At 73.4% G+C, this 20,583-nt stretch carries 20 protein-coding genes; 12 read left to right on the top strand and 8 right to left on the bottom strand.

The annotated features are described in order from the left end of the window. The first annotated feature begins 151 nt into the window (after positions 1-151). Positions 152-994 (top strand): chitosanase, encoded by an 843-nt coding sequence (locus tag ACFWBW_RS04780; RefSeq protein ID WP_385368387.1) that lies wholly within the window; start codon positions 152-154, stop codon positions 992-994. On the opposite strand, the gene ACFWBW_RS04775 is transcribed toward ACFWBW_RS04780, so the two are convergent. Continuing rightward, positions 942-2,399 carry a glycosyltransferase 87 family protein gene (locus tag ACFWBW_RS04775; RefSeq protein ID WP_385368385.1) on the bottom strand — a complete coding sequence of 486 codons (1,458 nt, stop codon included), beginning with the start codon at positions 2,397-2,399 and terminating at the stop codon, positions 942-944. The genes ACFWBW_RS04780 and ACFWBW_RS04775 overlap by 53 nt on opposite strands. A gap of 114 nt (positions 2,400-2,513) precedes the next feature. On the opposite strand from ACFWBW_RS04775, the gene ACFWBW_RS04770 reads away from it, so the two are divergent. After that, complete coding sequence (locus ACFWBW_RS04770) at positions 2,514-3,764, top strand: molybdopterin-dependent oxidoreductase (protein ID WP_385368383.1); 1,251 nt, start codon at positions 2,514-2,516, stop codon at positions 3,762-3,764. Then, entirely contained in the window at positions 3,761-4,186 is a 426-nt protein-coding gene (locus tag ACFWBW_RS04765) for a hypothetical protein (RefSeq protein WP_385368381.1), read from the top strand. Before ACFWBW_RS04770 ends, ACFWBW_RS04765 begins: the two co-directional genes overlap by 4 nt. A gap of 12 nt (positions 4,187-4,198) precedes the next feature. Here the strand turns inward: ACFWBW_RS04765 and ACFWBW_RS04760 are convergent, their stop codons facing one another. Further along, the gene (locus tag ACFWBW_RS04760; RefSeq protein ID WP_385368379.1) at positions 4,199-5,068 is read right to left on the bottom strand and encodes a helix-turn-helix domain-containing protein; all 870 of its coding nucleotides are present in this window, start codon (positions 5,066-5,068) and stop codon (positions 4,199-4,201) included. Between the two features lie 86 nt (positions 5,069-5,154). Here ACFWBW_RS04760 and ACFWBW_RS04755 point away from each other — a divergent pair, with 86 nt between their 5' ends. Then, complete coding sequence (locus ACFWBW_RS04755) at positions 5,155-6,270, top strand: serine hydrolase domain-containing protein (RefSeq protein WP_385368377.1); 1,116 nt, start codon at positions 5,155-5,157, stop codon at positions 6,268-6,270. Positions 6,271-6,361: 91 nt separating this feature from the next. Here the strand turns inward: ACFWBW_RS04755 and ACFWBW_RS04750 are convergent, their stop codons facing one another. From ACFWBW_RS04750 to ACFWBW_RS04740, 3 genes are read right to left on the bottom strand one after another with little or no spacing between them, the layout of a single operon-like run. Continuing rightward, positions 6,362-7,063 carry a class I SAM-dependent methyltransferase gene (locus ACFWBW_RS04750; RefSeq protein ID WP_385368375.1) on the bottom strand — a complete coding sequence of 234 codons (702 nt, stop codon included), beginning with the start codon at positions 7,061-7,063 and terminating at the stop codon, positions 6,362-6,364. Next, positions 7,060-7,683 (bottom strand): DUF2064 domain-containing protein, encoded by a 624-nt coding sequence (locus tag ACFWBW_RS04745; protein ID WP_385368373.1) that lies wholly within the window; start codon positions 7,681-7,683, stop codon positions 7,060-7,062. The genes ACFWBW_RS04750 and ACFWBW_RS04745 overlap by 4 nt, the downstream gene beginning before the upstream one ends. Continuing rightward, complete coding sequence (locus ACFWBW_RS04740) at positions 7,680-8,432, bottom strand: glycosyltransferase family 2 protein (RefSeq protein WP_385368371.1); 753 nt, start codon at positions 8,430-8,432, stop codon at positions 7,680-7,682. The genes ACFWBW_RS04745 and ACFWBW_RS04740 overlap by 4 nt, the downstream gene beginning before the upstream one ends. A gap of 204 nt (positions 8,433-8,636) precedes the next feature. On the opposite strand from ACFWBW_RS04740, the gene ACFWBW_RS04735 reads away from it, so the two are divergent. Together ACFWBW_RS04735 and ACFWBW_RS04730 are read left to right on the top strand one after the other, a co-directional pair. After that, a complete protein-coding gene (locus tag ACFWBW_RS04735) occupies positions 8,637-9,335 on the top strand; it encodes a response regulator (protein WP_385368439.1) in 699 nt (232 codons plus the stop codon). Beyond that, a complete protein-coding gene (locus ACFWBW_RS04730; protein WP_385368369.1) occupies positions 9,332-10,477 on the top strand; it encodes a sensor histidine kinase in 1,146 nt (381 codons plus the stop codon). The genes ACFWBW_RS04735 and ACFWBW_RS04730 overlap by 4 nt, the downstream gene beginning before the upstream one ends. Before the next feature lie 167 nt (positions 10,478-10,644). Here ACFWBW_RS04730 and ACFWBW_RS04725 read toward each other — a convergent pair whose 3' ends face one another. Then, positions 10,645-11,649 (bottom strand): NAD-dependent epimerase/dehydratase family protein, encoded by a 1,005-nt coding sequence (locus ACFWBW_RS04725; RefSeq protein WP_385368367.1) that lies wholly within the window; start codon positions 11,647-11,649, stop codon positions 10,645-10,647. 272 nt (positions 11,650-11,921) lie between these two features. On the opposite strand from ACFWBW_RS04725, the gene ACFWBW_RS04720 reads away from it, so the two are divergent. Both ACFWBW_RS04720 and ACFWBW_RS04715 read left to right on the top strand, forming a co-directional pair. Next, complete coding sequence (locus ACFWBW_RS04720; protein WP_385368365.1) at positions 11,922-12,275, top strand: DUF805 domain-containing protein; 354 nt, start codon at positions 11,922-11,924, stop codon at positions 12,273-12,275. Positions 12,276-12,510: 235 nt separating this feature from the next. After that, positions 12,511-14,727, top strand: coding sequence for an NADP-dependent isocitrate dehydrogenase (locus tag ACFWBW_RS04715; RefSeq protein WP_385368363.1), 2,217 nt, complete (start codon positions 12,511-12,513; stop codon positions 14,725-14,727). Positions 14,728-14,818: 91 nt separating this feature from the next. Here the strand turns inward: ACFWBW_RS04715 and ACFWBW_RS04710 are convergent, their stop codons facing one another. Next, a complete protein-coding gene (locus tag ACFWBW_RS04710; RefSeq protein ID WP_385368361.1) occupies positions 14,819-15,271 on the bottom strand; it encodes a hypothetical protein in 453 nt (150 codons plus the stop codon). Between the two features lie 493 nt (positions 15,272-15,764). On the opposite strand from ACFWBW_RS04710, the gene ACFWBW_RS04705 reads away from it, so the two are divergent. From ACFWBW_RS04705 to ACFWBW_RS04690, 4 genes are all read left to right on the top strand, one after another. Next, positions 15,765-17,381, top strand: coding sequence for a glycoside hydrolase family 71 protein (locus tag ACFWBW_RS04705; protein WP_385368359.1), 1,617 nt, complete (start codon positions 15,765-15,767; stop codon positions 17,379-17,381). Then, positions 17,378-17,842, top strand: coding sequence for an anaerobic ribonucleoside-triphosphate reductase (gene nrdD, locus ACFWBW_RS04700; RefSeq protein WP_385368437.1), 465 nt, complete (start codon positions 17,378-17,380; stop codon positions 17,840-17,842). The genes ACFWBW_RS04705 and nrdD overlap by 4 nt, the downstream gene beginning before the upstream one ends. After that, entirely contained in the window at positions 17,839-18,462 is a 624-nt protein-coding gene (locus ACFWBW_RS04695; protein WP_385368357.1) for an anaerobic ribonucleoside-triphosphate reductase activating protein, read from the top strand. The genes nrdD and ACFWBW_RS04695 overlap by 4 nt, the downstream gene beginning before the upstream one ends. 103 nt (positions 18,463-18,565) lie before the next feature. After that, a complete protein-coding gene (locus ACFWBW_RS04690) occupies positions 18,566-19,792 on the top strand; it encodes an aminotransferase class V-fold PLP-dependent enzyme (protein WP_385368355.1) in 1,227 nt (408 codons plus the stop codon). A 20-nt stretch (positions 19,793-19,812) separates the two neighbouring features. Here the strand turns inward: ACFWBW_RS04690 and cobF are convergent, their stop codons facing one another. Next, positions 19,813-20,565, bottom strand: a complete 753-nt coding sequence (gene cobF / locus ACFWBW_RS04685) for a precorrin-6A synthase (deacetylating) (RefSeq protein ID WP_385368353.1) — start codon at positions 20,563-20,565, stop codon at positions 19,813-19,815. Positions 20,566-20,583: the final 18 nt, after the last annotated feature.

Genomic DNA, 20,583 nt, shown 5'->3' with positions numbered 1-20,583 from the left:
GGAGAGGATCCTCTTTTGGAGCGCCCGGGGAAGCGTGTGCTGCCCGGGGCGCAGTCGTATCCGGGCGACCGGGGCCTTGAGGTGGCGAGACGTCTGGTAGTAAAGTTTCCTAACGAAGTCGCCCGAGCATCAACTCCCTCATGGAGGCACTGTGTTCACCCCCCACCACAAGCGACTGGCCGTAAGTACCGTGCTCGGCGCCGCCCTTCTCGCCGTGCCCGTCACCGCCCACGCGACCGCCACCGCCCCCACCGCGGCACCGGCCGCCGCGCAGGTGGCCGCCGCCGTCGGGCTCGACGACCCGGCGAAGAAGGACATCGCCATGCAGATCGTCTCCAGTGCCGAGAACTCCTCGCTGAACTGGAAGGCGCAGTACAAGTACATCGAGGACATAGACGACGGCCGCGGCTACACGGCCGGCATCATCGGCTTCTGTTCCGGCACCCACGACATGCTCGAACTGGTCGAGTACTACACGCAGATCAAGCCCGGCAACGTGCTCGCCAAGTACCTCCCCGCCCTGCGGAACGTCGACGGCAGCGACTCGCACGCCGGCCTCGACCCCAACTTCACCAAGGACTGGGTGAAGGCGGCCTCCGACTCCACCTTCAAGAAGGCCCAGGACCACGAGCGCGACCGGGTCTACTTCAACCCGGCCGTGAAGCAGGGCAAGGCCGACGGCGTCGGCGTGCTCGGCCAGTTCACCTACTACGACGCCATCGTCATGCACGGCGACGGCACCGACTCCACCAGCTTCCGCAACATCCGCAAGCGCGCCCTCACCAAGGCCAAGCCCCCGGCCCAGGGCGGCAACGAGACCACCTGGCTCAACGCCTTCCTCGACGCCCGGGTCTGGGCGATGAAGCAGGAGGAGGCGCACAGCGACACCAGCCGCGTCGACACGGCCCAGCGCGTGTGGCTCAAGAAGGGCAACCTGAACCTCAACACCCCCCTGGACTGGAAGGTCTACGGGGACCCCTTCCACATCGGCTGACCGCCCCGAGCAACGCGCGGCGGCGGTCCGGGGCGAACTCCCCTCCCTCCCCGGGCCGTCGCCCGGCCCGCCGCCGCAGCGCCCACCCCACGAGCACGGCCGCCCCCGCCAACCCGTACGCCACCGGGATCGTCGCCCCGCCCAGCGTGCGCACCGAGACGTACGCCGCCGCCCCCGCGAGCGCCACCCCCAGCCACTCGGCGCGGCCGTCCAGCGCCACGAGCGCGATCAGCAGCAGCGCGTACCAGGAGTACCCCGGAGTCATCAGCAAGAACGCCGTACCCGTCACCAACAGCGCCGCGCTCCACGGCTGCTGCGGATCCCCGCGCCACCAGACGTACACCGTCACCGCCAGCATCCCGACCACGACCGCGGGCACCGACCAGGAGTCCGGGAGCACGAGGCGCAGCAGCGCGTAGCGGCCGCCCGCGCCCGGGTCCTCGTACCCCTCCTCCTCCGCGTAGCCGCCCAGGTAGCCGAAGGCCGACGCGCGCGAGACCAGCACGTACGGCAGGTACGCCAGCCCCACCACCGCGGCCGCGGGCAGCAGCAGCGCCGCCGCGTCCCGCCACCGCCGTACGCCGGCCAGCGCGCCCGGAAGCAGCACCGCGGGCAGCAGCTTCGCCGCGATCGCCAGCCCGAACAGGGCTCCGCCGAGGGCGCGTCGGCGCACCACCACCCCCAGCGCCGCCACCGACAGCAGGACGGCGAGCACGTCCACGTGCGCGTTGTTCACCGCTTCCACCGCCACCGCCGGACACCAGGCCCAGTACGCGGCCGTACGGAGCCGCGCGCCCCGGCGGCGCTGGATCAGCAGCAGCGCCCCGGTGACGGCGAGCGCCAGCAGGCCCCCGCCGGCCTGCAGGGCCTTGTGCCGCACGCCCGCCGGAGACAGTGCATGCACCAGCCCGAACCACCCCTCCGCGACGGGCGGGTAGACGGTGTGCACCGTCGGCCGGTTGATACGGGTGCACACCCCCGGCTCGACGGCCACCCGGTCGGGCCCCGCGCAGGCGGCCCCGCCGCGCGGGAACAGCCAGTCGTCGCGCAGGGCGCGCAGCGCCGGATCGGCGGGGGTGTGGTCGTACGGGGAGATCCCGGCGGCCTGCACCCGCCCGTCCCAGGCGTAGCGGAAGGAATCGGTGCTGGTCAGCGGCGGCCCCGAGAGTCCCGCGGCGCAGACGGCCAGCGCACCCGCCAGCACGAGCGGGACCACGTACCGCCCGGGCACCCGCCGCAGCGACCAGACGGCCGCGCCGAACAGCGTCCAGGCGGCCGCGTACCACCAGGTGAGCCGCGCCGGGTCGGCGAAGTAGCCCTCCTCGCGGACGGCGGGCACGAGCGCGGCGGTCAGCGCGGCGAGCAGCAGCACGGTGAGGAGGGTCCGGGCGCGGGGGTGGTCCATACGGGCCAGCCTGGCAGCGCGGGGCGCCGCCGGGCGGGCGACCCGGCCCGGCGTCCGCGTTTCGTAAGGTGTCGGGGCGCCCGCGCGGGGCCCGGCGGCGCTCTCATGGAGGGCATGACTCCGCCCGTGCCGCCGCCGGTGCCCCCGACAGTGCCCCCGTCCGTGCCGCCGCCCGCACCTCCGCCCACACCTCCAACCCCACCGCCGCCCCCCACCCCGCCGGAACCCGGCCCCCGCTTCCCGCTGCGGCCGCCCTCCTTCGGTGGCCGGCTGCACGACGCCCGCACCGCCACCGCCATCGGCCGCTGGCTCGGAGCGGCCTTCGCCGTCTGCTTCCTGACCGGCCTCATCAGCCACTACCTCCAGCACCCGCCCGGCTGGGCCGCGGACTCGCTGCCCAGCCGCCCGGTCTGGGGCTACCGGCTCAGCCAGGGCCTCCACATCGCCACCGGGCTCGCCGCGATCGTGCTCCTGCTCGCCAAACTGTGGACGGTGTACCCGAGGCTGTTCGTGTGGCCCCCGGTGCGCGGTGTCCGGCACGGGCTGGAACGCCTCTCGGTGGCGGTGCTCGTGGCCTCCGCCGTCCTCCAGGTCTTCACCGGGCTCCTCAACATCGCCGAGTGGTACCCGTGGCCGTTCGGCTTCATCCAGACGCACTTCGCCCTCGCCTGGGTCGTGACCGGCTCGCTGCTCCTGCACCTCGCCGTCAAAGCCCCTGAGATCAAGGCCCATTGGAGCCGCCGGTCGCCCGGAACGCTCCAACTGCCCGCCCAGGACGGCCCGGACCGGCGTTCCCTGCTGCTCGGTGTCGGCGCGGCCGTCGGAGCCGTCACCCTCACCACCGTCGGCCAGTCCTTCACCCCGCTGGGGCGGCTCGACCTGCTCGCGCCCCGGCACCCCGACCACGGACCCCAGGGGCTCCCGGTCAACCGCACGGCCGCGGCCGCCGGGATCACCGAGCGGGCGGTACGGGACTGGCGGCTGGAGGTGCGCGGCCCCACCCCCTACACCCTGACGCTCGATCAACTCCGTTCCCTGCCCAGGACACAGGCGAGGCTGCCGATCGCGTGCGTGGAGGGCTGGAGCGTGGAAGCACGCTGGAGCGGAGTCCGGATCGGCGACCTGCTGGCACGGGCCGGCGCCCCGACCGGGGCAGGACTGAGGGTCACCTCGCTGGAAAGGAGCGGCGCCTACCGGGTGATGGAGATGGGCCGCGACTACGCCGAGGACCCGCTGACCCTGCTCGCGCTGGAACTGAACGGCCAGACCCTGACCGCCGACCACGGCTACCCCGCGCGCGTCATCGCGCCGAACCGGCCCGGAGTGCTGCAAACCAAATGGGTCACCCTGCTGGAGGTCCTGTGAAGAGCGTGCGCCTGCTCCTGGGCGGCGCCGGGCTGCTGCTGATCGCCATCGGCGGCCGGCTGCTGGCGGACCTGCCCGACCCCCTCGACGTGCTGGTGTGGATGGGCGGGGCGCTCGTTCTGCACGACGCGATCATCGCACCCCTCGTCCTGGCGGCCGGCCTCGCGGTCGCCGCCGTTCCCGCGCGGGGCCTCGTACGCGGAGCCCTGCTGACGGCGGGCGCGCTCGTACTGGTCACCCTGCCCCTGCTGCTGCGACCGGGAACGCCGCCGAACCCTTCGGCCCTGCCGCTGCCGTACGGGCGGAACCTGCTCCTGGTGCTCGCCGCGGTGGCGGTCGCCGCCGGGGTGACGGCGGCCGTGGGTCGCCGGCGGCGCGCACGGCCCGGTCCGGCCGAAGCCGCCGCGCGGAGTGACGAGTGACCCGGCGCGCCGTCAGCCGCCGCCCCGCTCGACCGGGATCCACAGCTGGGAGTCGGTCTCCGCGCCGATCTCCACCGGCTGTGTCCGGAGGAACTCCGGCCCCGGCCGGCTCGTGTACGGGTTCGAGGGGAACCACTGGGTGAACACGTCCCGCCACAGCTCCTGGAGGGAGCCCGGGTAGGGCCCGCGGTCGTCGAAGACCGCCCAGGTCCCGGCGGGCACGTCGAGGGCGTCGAGCTCCCCGGCGGCCGTCTGCGGGCCGGTCGCCACGCCGACCCAGTAGTCCACCTCGGCGCCCTCCTCCCGGCTGTCGGTCAGGTGCACCACCGCCGAGAAGATCCCCTCCGGCTCCCGGCCGGCCAGCGCCTTCATCCCTACGACCGTCCGCTCGTCCAGGCTCGCCACGTGCGCCGTGGCGGCCGCGTTGGGCCCCTCGTGCACGAGCGGCACCCGGGCCTTCCTGCCGAGGACGCGGAACGGTCCCTTCTCCACGATCCGGTACCGCATGGTCGTACTTCCCTCGACGACGACACGGAAGGACATGCGGGGCTGCGCCGTCAGGACGGCGCCCGTGCGCCGCGCCTCGCCCGGCCCGATGCCGTGCACCGACCGGAACGCCCTGGCGAACGCCTCGCCCGAGCCGTACCCGTACCGCACCGCGACATCGAGCAGCGTCAGCTCCCCGGCCAGCACCTCCGCCCCGGCGAGCGTCATCCGCCGGCGCCGGACGTAGACCGGGAGCGGCATCCCGGCGAGCGCGGAGAACAGCCGCCGGAAGTGGTACTCCGACACCGCGGCGATCCTGGCCACCTCGGCCATGTCGATCTCCTGGTCGAGGCAGGACTCCAGGTGCTCCAACGCCTGGTTCAGCCGCTCCAGCACGCTGCCCGTCCTTCCCTGCCCACCCGACACATCCCGTGCGGGAATTGTCGGGCGGCGAGCCGTGGCGCTGCCCGAGGCTTACGCCCATGAACGACATTAAGGGATATTGCGAGCCGAGGTTCGGTGCGGTCCACGAAGCACTCGCAGGGCTGCTGGCCAAGGAAGACGTGGGCGCCTCGGCGGCCGTCTACCTCGACGGCGAGCCGGTGGTCGACCTCTGGGGCGGATACGCCGACGCCGACCGTTCCGCCGGCTGGGAGCGTTCCACCCTCACCTGCGTGAACTCGACGACCAAGAACATGACGGCCCTGTGCGCGCTGATCCTGTCCGACCGGGGCAGCCTCGACCTGTCCGCTCCGGTCGCCGCCTACTGGCCCGAGTTCGCCGCGGCGGGCAAGGAGGGCGTGCTGGTGCGGCACGTGCTGTCGCACACCGCGGGGCTGCCCGATCTGCCCGGGCTGCGGGCGGTCGAGGAGCTCTACGACGGGGAGCGCGTGACGGCGGGGCTGGCCGCGCGGGCGCCCGCATGGGAACCGGGAACGGCCGCCGGCTATCACGCGCTCACCTTCGGATTCCTCGTAGGCGAGCTCGTCCGCCGCATCACCGGCCGCAGCCTCGGCGAGTTCTTCGCGGAGGAAGTGGCCGGGCCGCTGGGCGCGGACTTCCACATCGGGCTCCCCGCCGAGCACGACCACCGCGTCGCACCGCTCATCGCACCGCCGTCACTGACCGACGACTACGCCGCCAGTGCGCCGCCCGGACCGGACGGTGCACGGCGGGAGAGCACCGGCGTCGCCGTCCGGGTCAGGGACGTCAACTCTCTCGCCTGGCGCCGTGCGCAGATCCCCGCGGTGAACGGCTTCGGCCATGCCCGTTCCGTCGCCCTGGTCCAGTCGGTCCTGGCGAACCGGGGGACGGCCGGCGGTGTGCGACTGCTGTCCCCCCAGGGCTGCGAGCCCGCATGGCAGGAGGTGTTCAGTGGCCCGGACCGCGTCATGGGTACGCCGATGTCCTGGACCGCGGGCTTCGGGAAGTTCGGCAACACCTTCGGCTGGGGCGGGTGGGGCGGCTCGCTGGTCGTGAGCGATCCCGACGCACGGATGACGGTGGCCTACGTCATGAACCAGATGATCGACCGCGACCGGCAGGAGGACGACCGCGGCATGGAGATCGTCATGGCCGCGTACACCGGACTGGGCTGACGCGGACCGGGTTGACGCCGGACGGGGTTGACGTCGGACTGGGCTGGCGTCGGACCGGGCTGCCCCCGGACCGCGCTGACGGCGGACCGCGCTACGGGGCTGCGGCCCCGCGCGTCAGTACGGTGAAGGGTCGGCCCGCCGCGGTCCAGTGGCCGGCCGGGGTCCAGCCGGCGGCCTCCGCGTGCCGGGCCAGGGCCGCCGGGCCGACGCGGGCCCAGGGGAACGGCGCCCCGAGGCCGCCCCGGCCGTCGGCCACCCGGACCTCGCAGCGTTCGTCCACGTCGGCCCCGGCCTCCGCCTGCACGCACTCCACGATCAGCGAGCCGCTCGGCGCGAGCACCTCGGCCGTCCGGCGCAGCAGCGCCGCGGGGTCGCCGCCGATGCCGATGTTCCCGTCGATGAGCAGCGCCGTGTCCCAACGGCCTTCCCCCGGAAGGGTGTCGAAGACCGACCGGTGCAGGGCGGCGGCGCCCGTGCGGGCGGTCCGGGCCACCGCCTCCGGGCTGACGTCGATGCCGAGGGCCCGGTGCCCGCGTGCGGCGAGCGCGGACACCAGCCGGCCGGGGCCGCAGCCGATGTCGAGGACGGCTCCCCGGCAGCGGCCCAGCACCGTGCGGTCGGCGCCGTCCGGAGCCTCGCACCAGCGCTCCACGTCCAGCGGCAGCAGCCACCCGTCGCCCCGGCGCAGGTAGAGCGGCCCCCGGCCGCTGCGCAGGGCCACCGTGTACGGGTCCGCCGACCAGGCGGTGACCGGACCACCCGCCCGGGCCGTGCCCGAGGTGAGCGTGGTCATCGCAGGACCGGCCGGGTGAGGTCCGCCAGCCGCGCGGCGAAGGCGCCCGCCGGAGCCCCGGCGGCGACCAGGCGGGCGTCCTCGGCGGTGTCCACGTCACGCAGCACGGGCAGCCGGCCGGTGCGCAGCCCGGCCGCGCGCAGCCGTTCGTACTGGACCGCGCCTGTCCCGGGGACCGACATCGGTACGCCGCGCAGCAGCGCGGGGTCCGGGACGGCCAGTCCGAGCGCCCAGAACCCGCCGTCGACGGCGGGCCCGAACCAGGCCCCGTACGCCGACCAGTCGACGTCCAGCAGCTCCGGCGTGACCTGCGGGGTGTCCATGCCGATCAGGAGCGCGGGGCCGTCGCAGGCCCCGAAGGCGGCGGCGAGCCGCAGGTCCAGGCTCCCGGCGCACTGCGGGACCACCTCGAAGCCGGGCGGCAGCCACGGGCCGGGCCGCCCCTCCAGGACCAGGACCCGGCGCCGCGCGGGGGCCGCGGCCACGGCGGCGAGGGTGTCGGCGAGCGCGGCCTCGGCGAGCGCGGCCGCCTCGACCGGGGTGAACGGCGGGGTGAGCCGGGTCTTGACCCGGCCCGGGACCGGCTCCTTCGCGATCACCAGCAGGGTGGTCGTACTCATCGGGCACCGCCGGAGGGAGTGCGGCCGGAGGGGGCGCCGCCGGAGGGTGTGCCCGTGCCGGCCCGGCCGGCAGCCCGGGCTTCGGGCGGCTGCGCCAGGACCCGGCTCATGTCGCGCACCGCCTGCCAGGTTCCCCGCCAGGTGCCCGTCACCTTCGACTTCCCCGAACGCGGCAGGTACGGCACGTCCACCTCCCGGATCCGCCAGCCCGCGTCCGCGGCCCGGACCACCATCTGCAGGGGGTAGCCGGAACGCCGGTCCGACAGGTCCAGCCCGAGCAGGCCTTCCCGTCGTGCCGCCCGCATGGGGCCCAGATCGCGCAGCCGCAGCCCGGTCCGGCGGCGCAACAGCCGGGCCAGCGCCAGGTTTCCGGCGCGGGCGTGCGCGGGCCAGGCGCCGCGGCCCCGCGGCCGGCGCCGGCCGAGCACCAGATCGGCCTCGCCCGCGGCGACGGCCGCCACGAAGCCGGTCAGCAGCCCCGGGTCGAGCGAGGCGTCGCAGTCGCAGAAGCAGACGACGTCCGCCTCGGAGGCGAGCAGCCCGGCGTGGCAGGCGGCGCCGAAACCGCGCCGGGACTCGCTGACCACGGTCGCTCCCAGGGCCCGTGCGAGCTCGGCGGAGCCGTCGGTGGAACCGTTGTCCACGACCAGGGCCCGCCAGCCGGCCGGGATGCGCGCGAGGACCCAGGGCAGGGCCCCGGCCTCGTTCAGACAGGGAAGTACGACGTCTACCGTCACGGTTTCGCTCACGGTCTCACCGTAGGAACCGGGGCCGCGCAAAAGGGCCGTGGACTCCTTACGAAACGCGGACGTCGCCCCCACGGACGCGGTCCGGGGTCCGGTCCGGAGCCCGTGGGTGGGAGGCTGGACGGTATGAGCGGTGACGGCGTGAGCAGCGGCAGTGGTGGCAACGGGGGCGGTGGCGGTGGCGGTGCGGAGTCGGCGCCCGCACGGATCCTGGTCGTCGACGACGACCCGACGGTGGCGGAGGTCGTCACCGGCTACCTGAGGCGCGCCGGCTACACCGTGGAGAGCGTCGCCGACGGCCCGGCGGCGCTCGCCCACGCCGGGCTCGTCCGGCCGGACCTGGTCGTACTGGACCTCATGCTGCCGGGCCTGGACGGGCTGGAGGTGTGCCGCAGGCTCCGTGCGGCCGGCCCGGTACCCGTGATCATGCTGACCGCGCGGGGCGACGAGGACGACCGGATCGCGGGACTGGAGCTGGGCGCCGACGACTACGTCACGAAACCCTTCAGCCCGCGCGAGCTGGTCCTGCGGGTCACCTCCGTGCTGCGGCGCGCGGCGGCCGCCGGGGCCGCGGGGGCCGGCGCGGCGGAGGCCCGCCTCACGGGCGCCGGGATCACGCTCGACCCGGCCACCCACCGGGCCGCGAAGGACGGACGCGAACTGGCTCTGACCGTCCGCGAGTTCGACCTGCTCGCGCACTTCCTGCGGCATCCGGGCCAGGCGCACGGGCGGGAGGAGCTGATGCGCGAGGTGTGGGGCTGGGACTTCGGGGACCTGTCGACGGTGACCGTGCACGTACGCCGCCTGCGCGCCAAGGTCGAGGAGGACCCCGGGCGGCCGAAGCTGATCCAGACGGTGTGGGGTGTCGGCTACCGCTTCGAGCCGGGAGAGGTGGCCGCGGCATGAAGGACATACTGCTCATCGCGCTGTTCGCGTTCGGCGGGGCCGTGTGCGCGGGGGCGCTCGGCGCGCTCGTGCTGAGGCTGGTGCGCCACCGGTCGGTGGCGGTGTCCCTGACGGTGATCGCCGCCGTGGCGGTCACCGCGATGCTGGCCGGGACGCTCGCCGTGGCGCAGGCGATGTTCCTCTCCCGGCACGACCTCGGGGTGGTCACCCTGGTCGTGGCGATGGCCGCGGTGGTCTCGCTGGCCGTGGCGCTGCTGCTGGGGCGGTGGGTGGTGGCCCGCAGCCGGGAACTGTCGCTGGCCGCACGGGACTTCGGTGACGGGGGCAGTTTCGCGGCGCCGCCGGCGCCGGCGACCGCGGAACTGGCGTCGCTGTCCCGCGAGTTGGCTGCGACCAGCGAGAAACTGGCGGTGTCCCGGGAGCGGGAGCGGGCGCTGGAGACCTCGCGGCGGGAGCTGGTGGCCTGGATCTCGCACGATCTGCGGACTCCGCTGGCGGGGCTGCGGGCGATGTCCGAGGCGCTGGAGGACGGCATGGCGGAGGATCCGGCGCGGTACCACCGGCAGATCCGCACCGAGGTGGACCGGCTGAACTCCATGGTCGGGGACCTCTTCGAACTGTCCCGCATCCACGCGGGTGCGCTGGCGCTGAGCCCGAGCCGGATGTCCGTGTACGACCTGGTCGGCGACGCGCTGTCCGGGGTGCACCCGCTGGCGCGGGAGCGCGGGGTGCGGCTCGACGGCGGAGCGGTGGACCGGGTGCCGGTGGAGGTGGACGGCAAGGAGATGACGCGGGTCCTGGCCAACCTGCTGATCAACGCGATCCGGCACACCCCGGCGGACGGCACGGTGGCGATCGCGGCCTCCGTACGTGCGGACGGGGGAGCGGTGGTCGTCTCCGTGACGGACGGCTGCGGCGGCATCCCTCCGGAGGACCTGCCCCGGGTCTTCGACACGGGCTGGCGGGGCACCCCGGCGCGGACGCCTCCGGCGGGGGTGGCCTCGGTACCGGCGCCTCCGGCGGGGGCGGGGCTGGGGCTGGCGATCGTGCGGGGCATCGTGGAGGCGCATGCGGGGCGGGCCGCGGTGCGGAACGTTCCCGGGGGGTGCCGCTTCGAGGTGACCCTGCCGGTGCCGGCCTGAGGCCGGGCCGGCCGGGGCCGGGCCAGGGCCCCGGGGGCGCCGCCCCCGACCCCGCGCCTCAAACGCCGGCGGGGCTGGATTTTGGCCGGCGTTCGCCTGGATGCGCGGGCCCGTGGGCCTGAACCGGTGGGCCTGAAGGGGTCCGGGCGGGCTGGGTTCGGCCGGGGTCAGGCGTGCGCGAAGTCCGTCATGCCCTTCGTGAAGTCGACCTCGGGGCGCCAGCCCAGGTCCGCGCGCAGGCGGTGGGAGTCGGCCGTGATGTGGCGGACGTCGCCGAGGCGGAACTCGCCGGTGATGACGGGGGCGGGGCCGCCGTGGGCCGTGGCCAGGGCCGTGGCCATCTCGCCGACCGTGTGCGGGGTTCCGCTGCCGGTGTTGTACGCGGTGCACGCGCCGGTCGGTGTCGAGGCCTCCAGGGCCAGCGCGTTGGCCTGCGCGACGTCCGTCACGTGGACGAAGTCCCGCCGCTGGCCGCCGTCCTCGTACACCTGCGGGGCCTCGCCCCGCGCCAGCGAGGAGCGGAAGAAGGAGGCCACGCCCGCGTACGGGGTGTCGCGCGGCATCCCCGGCCCGTACACGTTGTGGTAGCGCAGCGACACCGCCCGGCCGTCCACGCACCGCGCCCAGGAGGCCGCCAGGTGCTCCTGGGCCAGCTTCGTCGTCGCGTACACGTTGCGCGGATCCGTCGGGGCGTCCTCGGCGACCAGCCCGGGCGCCAGTTCCGCGTCGCAGACGGGGCAGTGCGGTTCGAAGCGGCCGGCGGCCAGGTCGGCGGCGCGGCGCGGGCCCGGGCGGACCACCCCGTGGCGCGGGCACTCGTACCGGCCCTCCCCGTAGACCACCATCGAGCCGGCGAGGACCAGGTCCCGGACCCCTCCCTCCGCCATCGCGGCCAGCAGCACCGCCGTACCGAGGTCGTTGTGCGAGACGTACGCCGGGGCGTCCGCGAAGTCCTTGCCGAGGCCGACCATGGCGGCCTGGTGGCAGACGGAGTCCACCCCGCGCAGGGCGGTGCGTACGGCTTCGGGGTCGCGGACGTCGGCCCGTACGAACTCGGCCCCGTCTGCCGGGGGGACGAGGTCCAGGACGAGGGGGTCGTGGCCGTGGAGACGCAGAGTGGTAACGATGTGGGAGCCGATGAAGCCGGAGCCGCCGGTGACGAGTACGCGCATGGGCCGGGACGCTACGGACTTCCGGGTGCGGCGGGGGCCTCCCACGCCCTGACGTAAGACTTCCGTCATCTCATTTCGCCACGGTCCGCGACCGTCCGGGGGCAGTGAGTCCCAAGTGGCGCCCGGTACCAGTGTGTTTCGGCCGCGGAGTGCCGAAAAGTAACCCTTTTGATGCCTTGTCAAGTGGCTTGACCGCGACGTAAGCGGGGCATAAGTTCTGCCCCGGCTCGCTCCGTCCGGGTGGGCCGGAACGTCGCTCTCTGGGGGGACCCATGCACTACTTCACCGATGTGGTCAAGAAGTACGTCGACTTCAGCGGCCGCGCCCGGCGCCAGGAATACTGGATGTACACGCTCATCTACGTGGCGCTGCTGATCGTCGTCATGATCGTCGACTTCACGCTCGGCACCTACCCGCTGCTGTACTCGCTCCTCGCGCTCGGCCTCTTCCTCCCCTCGCTCGCGGTGGGCGTCCGCCGCCTCCACGACCAGGACAAGTCCGGCTGGTGGGTGCTGGTCGGCATCATCCCCTTCGTCGGCTGGATCTGGGCGATCGTCCTGATGGCCACCGAGGGCAACCCGCACCCGAACCAGTACGGCCCGAGCCCGAAGGCCGTCAACGCCTGAGCAGGTCCGTGACCGGTAGTGCCGAGCGCCGCCCCTGGCTGGAAACAGCCGGTGGCGGCGCTTTCGCCGTTTTCCGGCCGGGCCCGGCGGCTCGCGGCGGTCCCGGCCACCGAGCGTGACGTGTGTCTCGTAGGGGCTTGCGTCGGGGGGCTGTCCAGACCGGCCCGATCACGAGATATCTTGATGTCGAGCAATGTTGCAGACGAGAGACGCAGACTGTGGAGCGGAGCATCCGGTGACTGACTCGACCATCATCTACACGCACACTGACGAGGCCCCGGCCCTCGCGACGTATTCCTTCCTGCCTGTGATCCAGGCGTACGCGTCGACGGCCGGTGTGAATGTCGAGACCCGTGACATCTCCCTGGCAGGTCGGATCATCGCCAGCTTCCCCGAGTACCTGGAAGAGGGCCAGCGGATCGCGGACGCCCTCGCCGAGCTCGGCGAACTGGCGAAGACCCCGGGCGCCAACATCATCAAGCTGCCCAACGTCTCGGCGTCGATCCCGCAGCTCAAGGCCGCGGTCGCCGAGCTCCAGGGCCAGGGCTACGCGCTTCCGGACTACCCGGACGACCCGAAGAGCGACGAGGAGCGCGAGAACCGCGCCCGTTACGACAAGATCAAGGGCAGCGCCGTCAACCCGGTCCTGCGCGAGGGCAACTCCGACCGCCGCGCCCCCGCCTCGGTCAAGAACTACGCCAAGGCGCACCCGCACCGCATGGGCGCCTGGACCACCGAGTCGAAGACGAACGTCGCCACCATGGGCGAGAACGACTTCCGCTCCACCGAGAAGTCCGCCGTGATCGCCGAGGCCGGCACGCTGCGCATCGAGCACGTCGACGCCGACGGCGCCGTCACGGTGCTGCGCGACTCCGTACCGGTTCTCGCGGGTGAGGTCGTGGACGCGTCCGTCCTGCACGTCGACGCGCTGCGCACCTTCCTGAACGACCAGATCGAGCGCGCCAAGGCCGAGGACGTCCTGTTCTCCGTGCACCTCAAGGCCACGATGATGAAGGTCTCCGACCCGATCATCTTCGGCCACGTGGTCCGCGCCTTCTTCCCGAAGACCTTCGCCCGCTACGGCGAGACCCTGGCGGCCGCCGGCCTGTCCCCGAACGACGGCCTCGGCACCATCCTCAACGGCCTGGGCTCGCTGCCCGAGGCCGAAGCGATCAAGGCCTCCTTCGACGCCGAGATCGCGGAGGGCCCGGCCCTCGCGATGGTGGACTCCGACAAGGGCATCACCAACCTGCACGTCCCGTCCGACGTCATCGTCGACGCCTCGATGCCGGCCATGATCCGCACCTCCGGCCACATGTGGGGCCCGGACGGTGCCGAGGCCGACACCCTCGCCGTCCTCCCGGACAGCAGCTACGCCGGTGTCTACCAGGTCGTCATCGACGACTGCCGCGCGCACGGCGCGTACAACCCGTCCACGATGGGCTCGGTGCCGAACGTCGGCCTCATGGCCCAGAAGGCCGAGGAGTACGGCAGCCACGACAAGACCTTCGAGCTGGCCGCCGCCGGCACCGTCCGCGTCGTCGACGCCTCGGGCGCCACGGTCCTGGAGCAGGAGGTCGCCGCCGGCGACATCTTCCGCGCCTGCCAGACCAAGGACGCGCCGATCCAGGACTGGGTCAAGCTCGCCGTCACCCGCGCCCGCGCCACCGGCGTCCCGGCCGTCTTCTGGCTCGACGAGGGCCGCGCGCACGACGCGCAGCTGATCACCAAGGTCAAGACGTACCTCGCCGACCACGACACCGACGGTCTGACCATCAAGATCCTGTCGCCGGTCGAGGCCACCGCGTACTCCCTGGAGCGCATCCGCCGCGGCGAGGACACCATCTCGGTGACCGGCAACGTGCTGCGCGACTACCTGACCGACCTGTTCCCGATCCTGGAGCTGGGCACCAGCGCCAAGATGCTGTCGGTCGTCCCGCTGATGAACGGCGGCGGCCTCTTCGAGACCGGCGCCGGCGGCTCCGCCCCGAAGCACGTCCAGCAGCTCGTCAAGGAGAACTACCTGCGCTGGGACTCCCTCGGTGAGTTCCTCGCGCTGGCGGTCTCCTTCGAGCACCTCGCCACCACCGGCAACGCCCGCGCCCAGGTGCTGGCCGACACCCTGGACCGGGCGACGGGCACCTTCCTGAACGAGGACAAGTCGCCGAGCCGCAAGCTGGGCGGCATCGACAACCGCGGCAGCCACTTCTACCTGGCCCTGTACTGGGCGCAGGAGCTGTCGCGCCAGACCGAGGACCCGAAGCTGGCCGCCGCCTTCGACCCGCTGGCCAAGACGCTGGCCGAGTCCGAGGAGAAGATCGTCGGCGAGCTCATCGCCGTCCAGGGCTCCCCGGCCGACATCGGCGGCTACTACCAGCCCGACCCCGCCAAGGCCTCGGCGATCATGCGGCCGTCCGCGACGCTGAACGAAGCACTCGAGATCCTCGGCTGACGTCCGCTGGGGTGGGGCTGAGGTCCACCACTTCCCCGGGTCCTCCCCGTTCGGCAGTCGCCGACCGGGGCGGACCCGTTTGCGCACCCGGTCACAGTGGGTGCACCTGCTCCGGTGCGAAGGCCAGCGGGTCGCGTCCGGCGGCCAGCACGCGCAGCCCGGGAGCCACGGAGAGCAGCTCGCGCAGCCAGTCCAGGGCCTCGGACGCGAGGTGCTCGCAGCCGTCGAGGACGAGCAGCATGTCGCGTTCCGCGAGCCACGACGCCGCGTTCGACGTCCCGCACGGCAGGAACGGCATGCCCGGTACGCAGCCCAGCGCGGCGGTCAGCTCGCGGACTCCGAACCGCCGGTCCATGGACACCACGGCCACGCCGTCGTAAAAATTGGACGCGAGCCGTTGCCCGATCTCCCGCACCAGCAGGCTTCGGGGCTCGCGGAACCGTCCGGTGACGGTCAGTACTTTGCCCCGCCGTACGGCGGTGAAAAGACGGGACAGCTCCGCGGAGGTCGCCGGAAACGTACCGGCTCCTCTGGAATCCCTCATCGACACGATGCCCCCCTGCATGCGTGACCTGCGGCAAGAGGGTTATTTCAAGCCGCATGAAGACGATTATGCGCCATTTCTCGCCAAAGGCTAGTGGAATTCCCTATTCCGGTGAAAAGCCCGTGCCGCCCGGTGATCGCAGGAGTTGTACAGGTCACACGCCTTTGTCCAACCGAGGCCCCCGTCGCAGGCGGAGCCCCTGAAATCCCGCAGTCCAGGCCTGCTTTCCGGCCCGTTGCCCGCCCGTTGCCCGTCCCGTCTCGAGCCCGTCTCGCGTCCCCTCTCATGTCCCGTCTCCCGGGGAACAGTTGTCCGGGGGCCCGGAATCCGCTGTACTGCTGCTGTGCCGCCCGATGTACGGGCATGGCGCGGGCATATTCGGGGGAGGGCCAGGATGAGTGCGGACCGGCGTCGGTCAGGGCGGGGCACGAGACCCGCATCGCACCGGCGCCGTGCGGGCTTCCGGCGCCGAAGACCCCTGCTGAGCCTCCTCGTGTCCGCCTTCCTCCTGGCGGGAGTCTGCGCCGCGACGGGCCTCGCCTGGGAGCCCCGTACCGTCGCGGACGCACGGGCCCGCTCGGGACCCGGCCCGGCCGCCACCCTGCCCGGGATCCCGGGCGGCGGCCCCGCGCCCACCACATCCGGCCCCGCAGCCACCGGCCCGGGCACCACCGCCCCGCAGAGCCCGAGCGGACCGGCCCCGGACCCGAAGCCCCAGGGGTCCGGCTCGGACGGCGGAGCGCGCCCCACCGGAGCCCTGCCCTTCGACCTGCCGCAGCCGGCCGCCCTGCGCTCGGGCGCCGCCGGCAAGAAGCTCGTCTTCGCCCACTACTTCACCCCGTACCCGCTCTCCCTGGACAACGCGCCCTCCGACGTCGACTACTACACCCGCAACTACCTGAAGCCGGACGGCGAGAACGGCAAGCACGAGCGCTACGGCGGCCTGTTGCGCGACCGGCCGCTCCCCGTCCCGCCCAAGGGCGGGGACTGGGAGCTCGCCAACCTCCAGCAGGAGGTCCGCACGGCCCGCGCCGCCGGCATCGACGGATTCACCCTCGACCTGCTCTCCCTCTCCGGGAAGAACCTCGAACGCTGCAAACTCCTGATGGAGGCGGCCCGTTCGGTGGACCCGGCCTTCAAGGTCATGCTGATGCCCGACATGACCTCCCTGGGCACCGACGACCCGGCCGTACTCGCCGACCTCCTCGCGGACCTCGGCAAGACCCCCGCCGCCCACCGGCTCCCCGACGGACGGCTGGTCGTCTCACCGTTCAAGGCGGAGGAGAAGAGCGCCGCCTGGTGGACCCGGGTCATGGACGTCCTGAAGTCCCGGCACGGCATCCGTACCGCCTTCGTCCCGCTCTTCCTCGACTTCGGCGCGCACAACGGTGCGTTCGAGTCCATCAGCTACGGATTCTCCGAGTGGGGCAGCCGCAGCTACGTCGGCCAGGAGAGCTCCACGCGCGACGTACGGCGCGCCCACGCCGCGGGCAAGATCTGGATGCAGCCCGTCTCCGTCCAGGACGCCCGCCCCAACCAGGGCATCTACGACGAGGCCGGCAACACCGCGACCCTGCGCGCCACATGGAACCGCGCCATCGAGGACGGGGCCGACTGGGTCCAGCTCACCACCTGGAACGACTACAGCGAGGGCAGTCAGTTCGCGCCCTCCCTGCACAACGGCCATGCCTACCTGGACCTTTCCTCGTACTACCTCACCCGGTTCAAGACGGGCGGCTGGCCGAAGATCGTCCGGGACACGCTGTACCTGAGCTCGCGCACCCAGTTCGCCGCCGCCGACCCGAGCGGCGGCCAGTCCCTCGTGATGTCGCTTCGCGGCGGCAGCGCCGCGGCCCGGGACACGGTGGAGGTGCTGAGCTTCCTGACCGCGCCCGCGAGCATCCGTACGGCCGTGGGGGCGGCCGGGGACGCGCACGCGGCCCCGGCCGGGGTCCACTCCGAGCTGCTGCCTCTGAGTCCGGGCGCCGGCTCGGCGGCCGTGGTGCGCGACGGCAGGACCGGGGCCCGGGTGGAACTGGGGTACCGGGTGGACCGCACGGTGGAGGTGCAGGACCTCCAGTACTACGCCGCCAGCAGCGGCCGGAGCTGAGTCCGCCGGGCCCCTGCGGCTGCTCTCCGCAGGGGCCGAAGTCCCTTGGTTCGGGACCTTCGTCACCCCATATCTACACCAACTCCTCCCAGCTGCCCGTCGGATGGACCGACGACCCCTTCGAGGCGCTGGAGCGCCAGGACGAGCTGCAGGGCGAGTACACGGGCGGCACCGTCCTGCACCTGTACACCCCCGAGCGGATCCCGACGGCGGAGGCCTGCCGCAAGCTGGTCCGGCGCTCGCTGGAGACCTTCCGGCTCCCGTACCTGACGGTGACCCCCACCTTCTCCATCTGCGCGGACCACGGCTACCTGGCGGGGGAGCAGCCCCACTGCCCCACCTGCGGGGCGGAGTGCGAGGTGTGGACCCGCGTCATGGGCTACCACCGCCCGGTGTCCTCCTTCAACATCGGCAAGAAGGGCGAACACGCCGAACGCGTCCACTTCAAGGCGGCCGTGTGAGCCCCGCCGCGCAGCCGGACGAGGTCATCCGCATCGGCGGCTGGTCCCGGCTGTCCACCTGCGACCGGCCCGGCCGGCTGGTCACCACCGTCTTCTGCCAGGGCTGCCCCTGGCGGTGCGGCTACTGCCACAACGCCGGCCTGCTGCCCGCCCGGGCCCCCGCCACCGTCTCCTGGGACGAGGTACTCCGCCACCTGGCCCGCCGGACGGGTCTGCTCGACGGAATCGTCTTCTCGGGCGGCGAACCGCTGCTCCAGCGCGGTCTGCCACAGGCCGTACGGGAGGCCCGCGCGCTGGGCATGGAGGTGGGCCTGCACACCGGAGGAGCCTTCCCGCGGCGCCTGGCCCGGCTGCTCGACGCCGGCCTCCTGGACTGGGTCGGCTTCGACGTCAAGGCCCCGCCCGGCCGGTACGAGAGGGTCACCGGCATCGGCCACGCCGCCGCCTCGGCCGAGCGCAGCCTGCGCCTCCTGCTCAACTCGGGGGTACCCCACCAGCTCCGCACCACGGTGGACCCGGCCCTCCTGGACCCGCCCGCCATGGCCGACCTCGACGCCTGGCTCGCGGAACTGGGCGCGGGGGCCACACACCGCCAGACCGTGCGCCCGCCGGCGGCCTGAGACCGGCGGCACCGGCTGCGATGGCCGGGGAAGGGGCTGTCGCTCCGGTGGGCCGCGGGGCATGATCGGGCCGACAGCCGCGCCGCACCCACGGAGGTCCCACGTGACCCAGCCCGCCGAGCCGACCGACCGCATCGACCGCGTCGACCCCACGGACGCCGCCGGGCGGGCCGGGGCCGCCTCACGCGGCGGGTCCGTCCGCCGTCCCGCCGAATTCCCGGGCGGGCGGGAGCTGTTCCGGCTCTCCGAGGACGTCGGCCACCTGAACCACGGGTCGTTCGGAGCGGTGCCGATCCCCGTCCAGGAGACACAGGCCGCCCTCCGGGCGCAGGCGCACGCCGACCCCGACGCCTTCTTCATCGGCGCCCCCGACCGGCTCGTTGAGGCCAGGACCCGGATCGCCGCCCGGCTCGGCGCCGATCCGGACGGGCTCGCCTTCGTGACCAACGCCACCGAGGCCGCCAACACCGCCCTCGACGCCGTGGAGTTCGCCCCCGGCGACGAGATCCTGGTCACCGACCACGGCTACGGCACGGTCGTCGCGGCCGCCGCCCGGCGCGCCCCGCTCACCACCGTGGCCCTGGGCACGGACCTCCCCGACGAGGACGCCGTACGGGAAGCCGTGCTGGCCGGGGTCACCCCGCGGACCCGGGTCGCCGTACTCGACCACATCAGCTCGCCCACCGCCCGGCTCATCGCCTCGCCCCGGCTGCTCGCCGAACTCGCCGAGCGGGGCATCACCACCATCGTGGACGGCGCCCACGCGCCCGGCATGATCCCCGACCCCCTGGGCGGGGGCGCGGACTTCTGGTTCGGCAACCTCCACAAATGGGCCTACGCCCCGTCCGGCACCGCGATCCTGTCCGTCGCCCCGCACCACCGCGACCGGATCCGGCCGCCCGTTCCCTCCTGGGAGGCGCACTACGGCTTCCCGCGCTCCGTGGAGAACCGGGCCACCTTCGACTACACCGGCTGGCTCGCCGCCCCGGACGGGCTCGACCTGCTGGAGGAGCTCGACGCCGCGAAGGTACGGGCCCACAACAGCGCCCTCGCCGCCTACGGCGCGGCCCTGCTCGCCGAGATCCCCGGAATCGTCCCGCTCCCGCACACCGAGGGCCTTGCCCTGCGCACGCTGCGGCTGCCGCCCGGGGTGGCCGAGACCCCGGACGCCTCCCGCGACCTGCGCGAGCGGATCGCGGCCGAGCAGCGGATCCGGGTGCTGATCTGGCCCTGGCCGGGCGGCGGCGGCATCCGGGTGAGCGGGCAGATCTACAACCGGGCCGAGGAATACGAACGGCTCGCCGAGGTGCTGCCCGCCTACCTCCCCTAGGCCGAGGGAAGCGGAAGGATTCAGCCGCGCCGGAGCAGGTACGTGTCCATGATCCAGCCCTTGCGGGCACGGGCCTCGGTGCGCAGCTCCTCGATCCGGCCGGCGACCTCCGCCAGCTTCCCCGAGACCAGGATCTCGTCGGGGGTGCCGACGTACGCACCCCAGTAGATGTACAGGTCCTGGTCGAGGTGGGCCGTGAAGGCGTGCCGGGCGTCCAGCATCACCACCACGTCGTCCACACCGTCCGGCCAGCCCTCCGCGAGCCGGCGCCCGGTGGTGATCTGGACCGGCCGGCCCACCCGGTTGAGGTTGGTGCGGTGGCGGGCCAGCAGCGAGGAGATGCTGCTGATGCCGGGCACCACCTCGTGTTCGAAGGCGACCCGGCCCTTCTCCAGCACCTCGTCGAGGATCGCGAGCGTGGAGTCGTAGAGCGAGGGGTCGCCCCACACCAGGAACGCGCCCGTCTCCCCCTCCGCCAGGTCCTCCGCGATGAACCGCTCGAAGAGCTCGGCCCGCGCGCTGCGCCAGCCGTCCACCGTGGGGGTGTAGTCGGAGGGCGTCCGGTCGCGGTCGGGATCGCGGCCCTCCACCAGCCGGTGTCCGGGGCGGGCGTGCGCGTCGAGCATCGCGCGCCGCAGCCCGGTCAGATCCGCCTTCTCCTCGCCCTTCTCCAGGATGAGGAATGCGTCCGCCGCGCCGATCGCCCTGACCGCCTGGAGGGTCAGATGGTCCGGGTCGCCCGCGCCTATGCCGATCACTGAGAACTTCTTCACCGGGCTATTGTGCCCATC

This window comes from Streptomyces sp. NPDC059957, from assembly GCF_042730015.1.
Classification (GTDB): Bacteria; Actinomycetota; Actinomycetes; order Streptomycetales; family Streptomycetaceae; genus Streptomyces.
This window is presented reverse-complemented; position numbering and strand designations above follow the sequence as displayed.

Excerpts from the sequence above, each read along its gene's own strand:
- ACFWBW_RS04745 (WP_385368373.1), bottom strand. The coding sequence starts at position 7,683 with ATGAGTACGACCACCCTGCTGGTGATCGCGAAGGAGCCGGTCCCGGGC.
- ACFWBW_RS04710 (WP_385368361.1), bottom strand. The coding sequence starts at position 15,271 with ATGAGGGATTCCAGAGGAGCCGGTACGTTTCCGGCGACCTCCGCGGAG.
- ACFWBW_RS04725 (WP_385368367.1), bottom strand. The coding sequence starts at position 11,649 with ATGCGCGTACTCGTCACCGGCGGCTCCGGCTTCATCGGCTCCCACATC.
- ACFWBW_RS04730 (WP_385368369.1), top strand. The coding sequence starts at position 9,332 with ATGAAGGACATACTGCTCATCGCGCTGTTCGCGTTCGGCGGGGCCGTG.
- ACFWBW_RS04750 (WP_385368375.1), bottom strand. The coding sequence starts at position 7,063 with ATGACCACGCTCACCTCGGGCACGGCCCGGGCGGGTGGTCCGGTCACC.
- ACFWBW_RS04720 (WP_385368365.1), top strand. The coding sequence starts at position 11,922 with ATGCACTACTTCACCGATGTGGTCAAGAAGTACGTCGACTTCAGCGGC.
- ACFWBW_RS04775 (WP_385368385.1), bottom strand. The coding sequence starts at position 2,399 with ATGGACCACCCCCGCGCCCGGACCCTCCTCACCGTGCTGCTGCTCGCC.
- ACFWBW_RS04770 (WP_385368383.1), top strand. The coding sequence starts at position 2,514 with ATGACTCCGCCCGTGCCGCCGCCGGTGCCCCCGACAGTGCCCCCGTCC.
- ACFWBW_RS04755 (WP_385368377.1), top strand. The coding sequence starts at position 5,155 with ATGAACGACATTAAGGGATATTGCGAGCCGAGGTTCGGTGCGGTCCAC.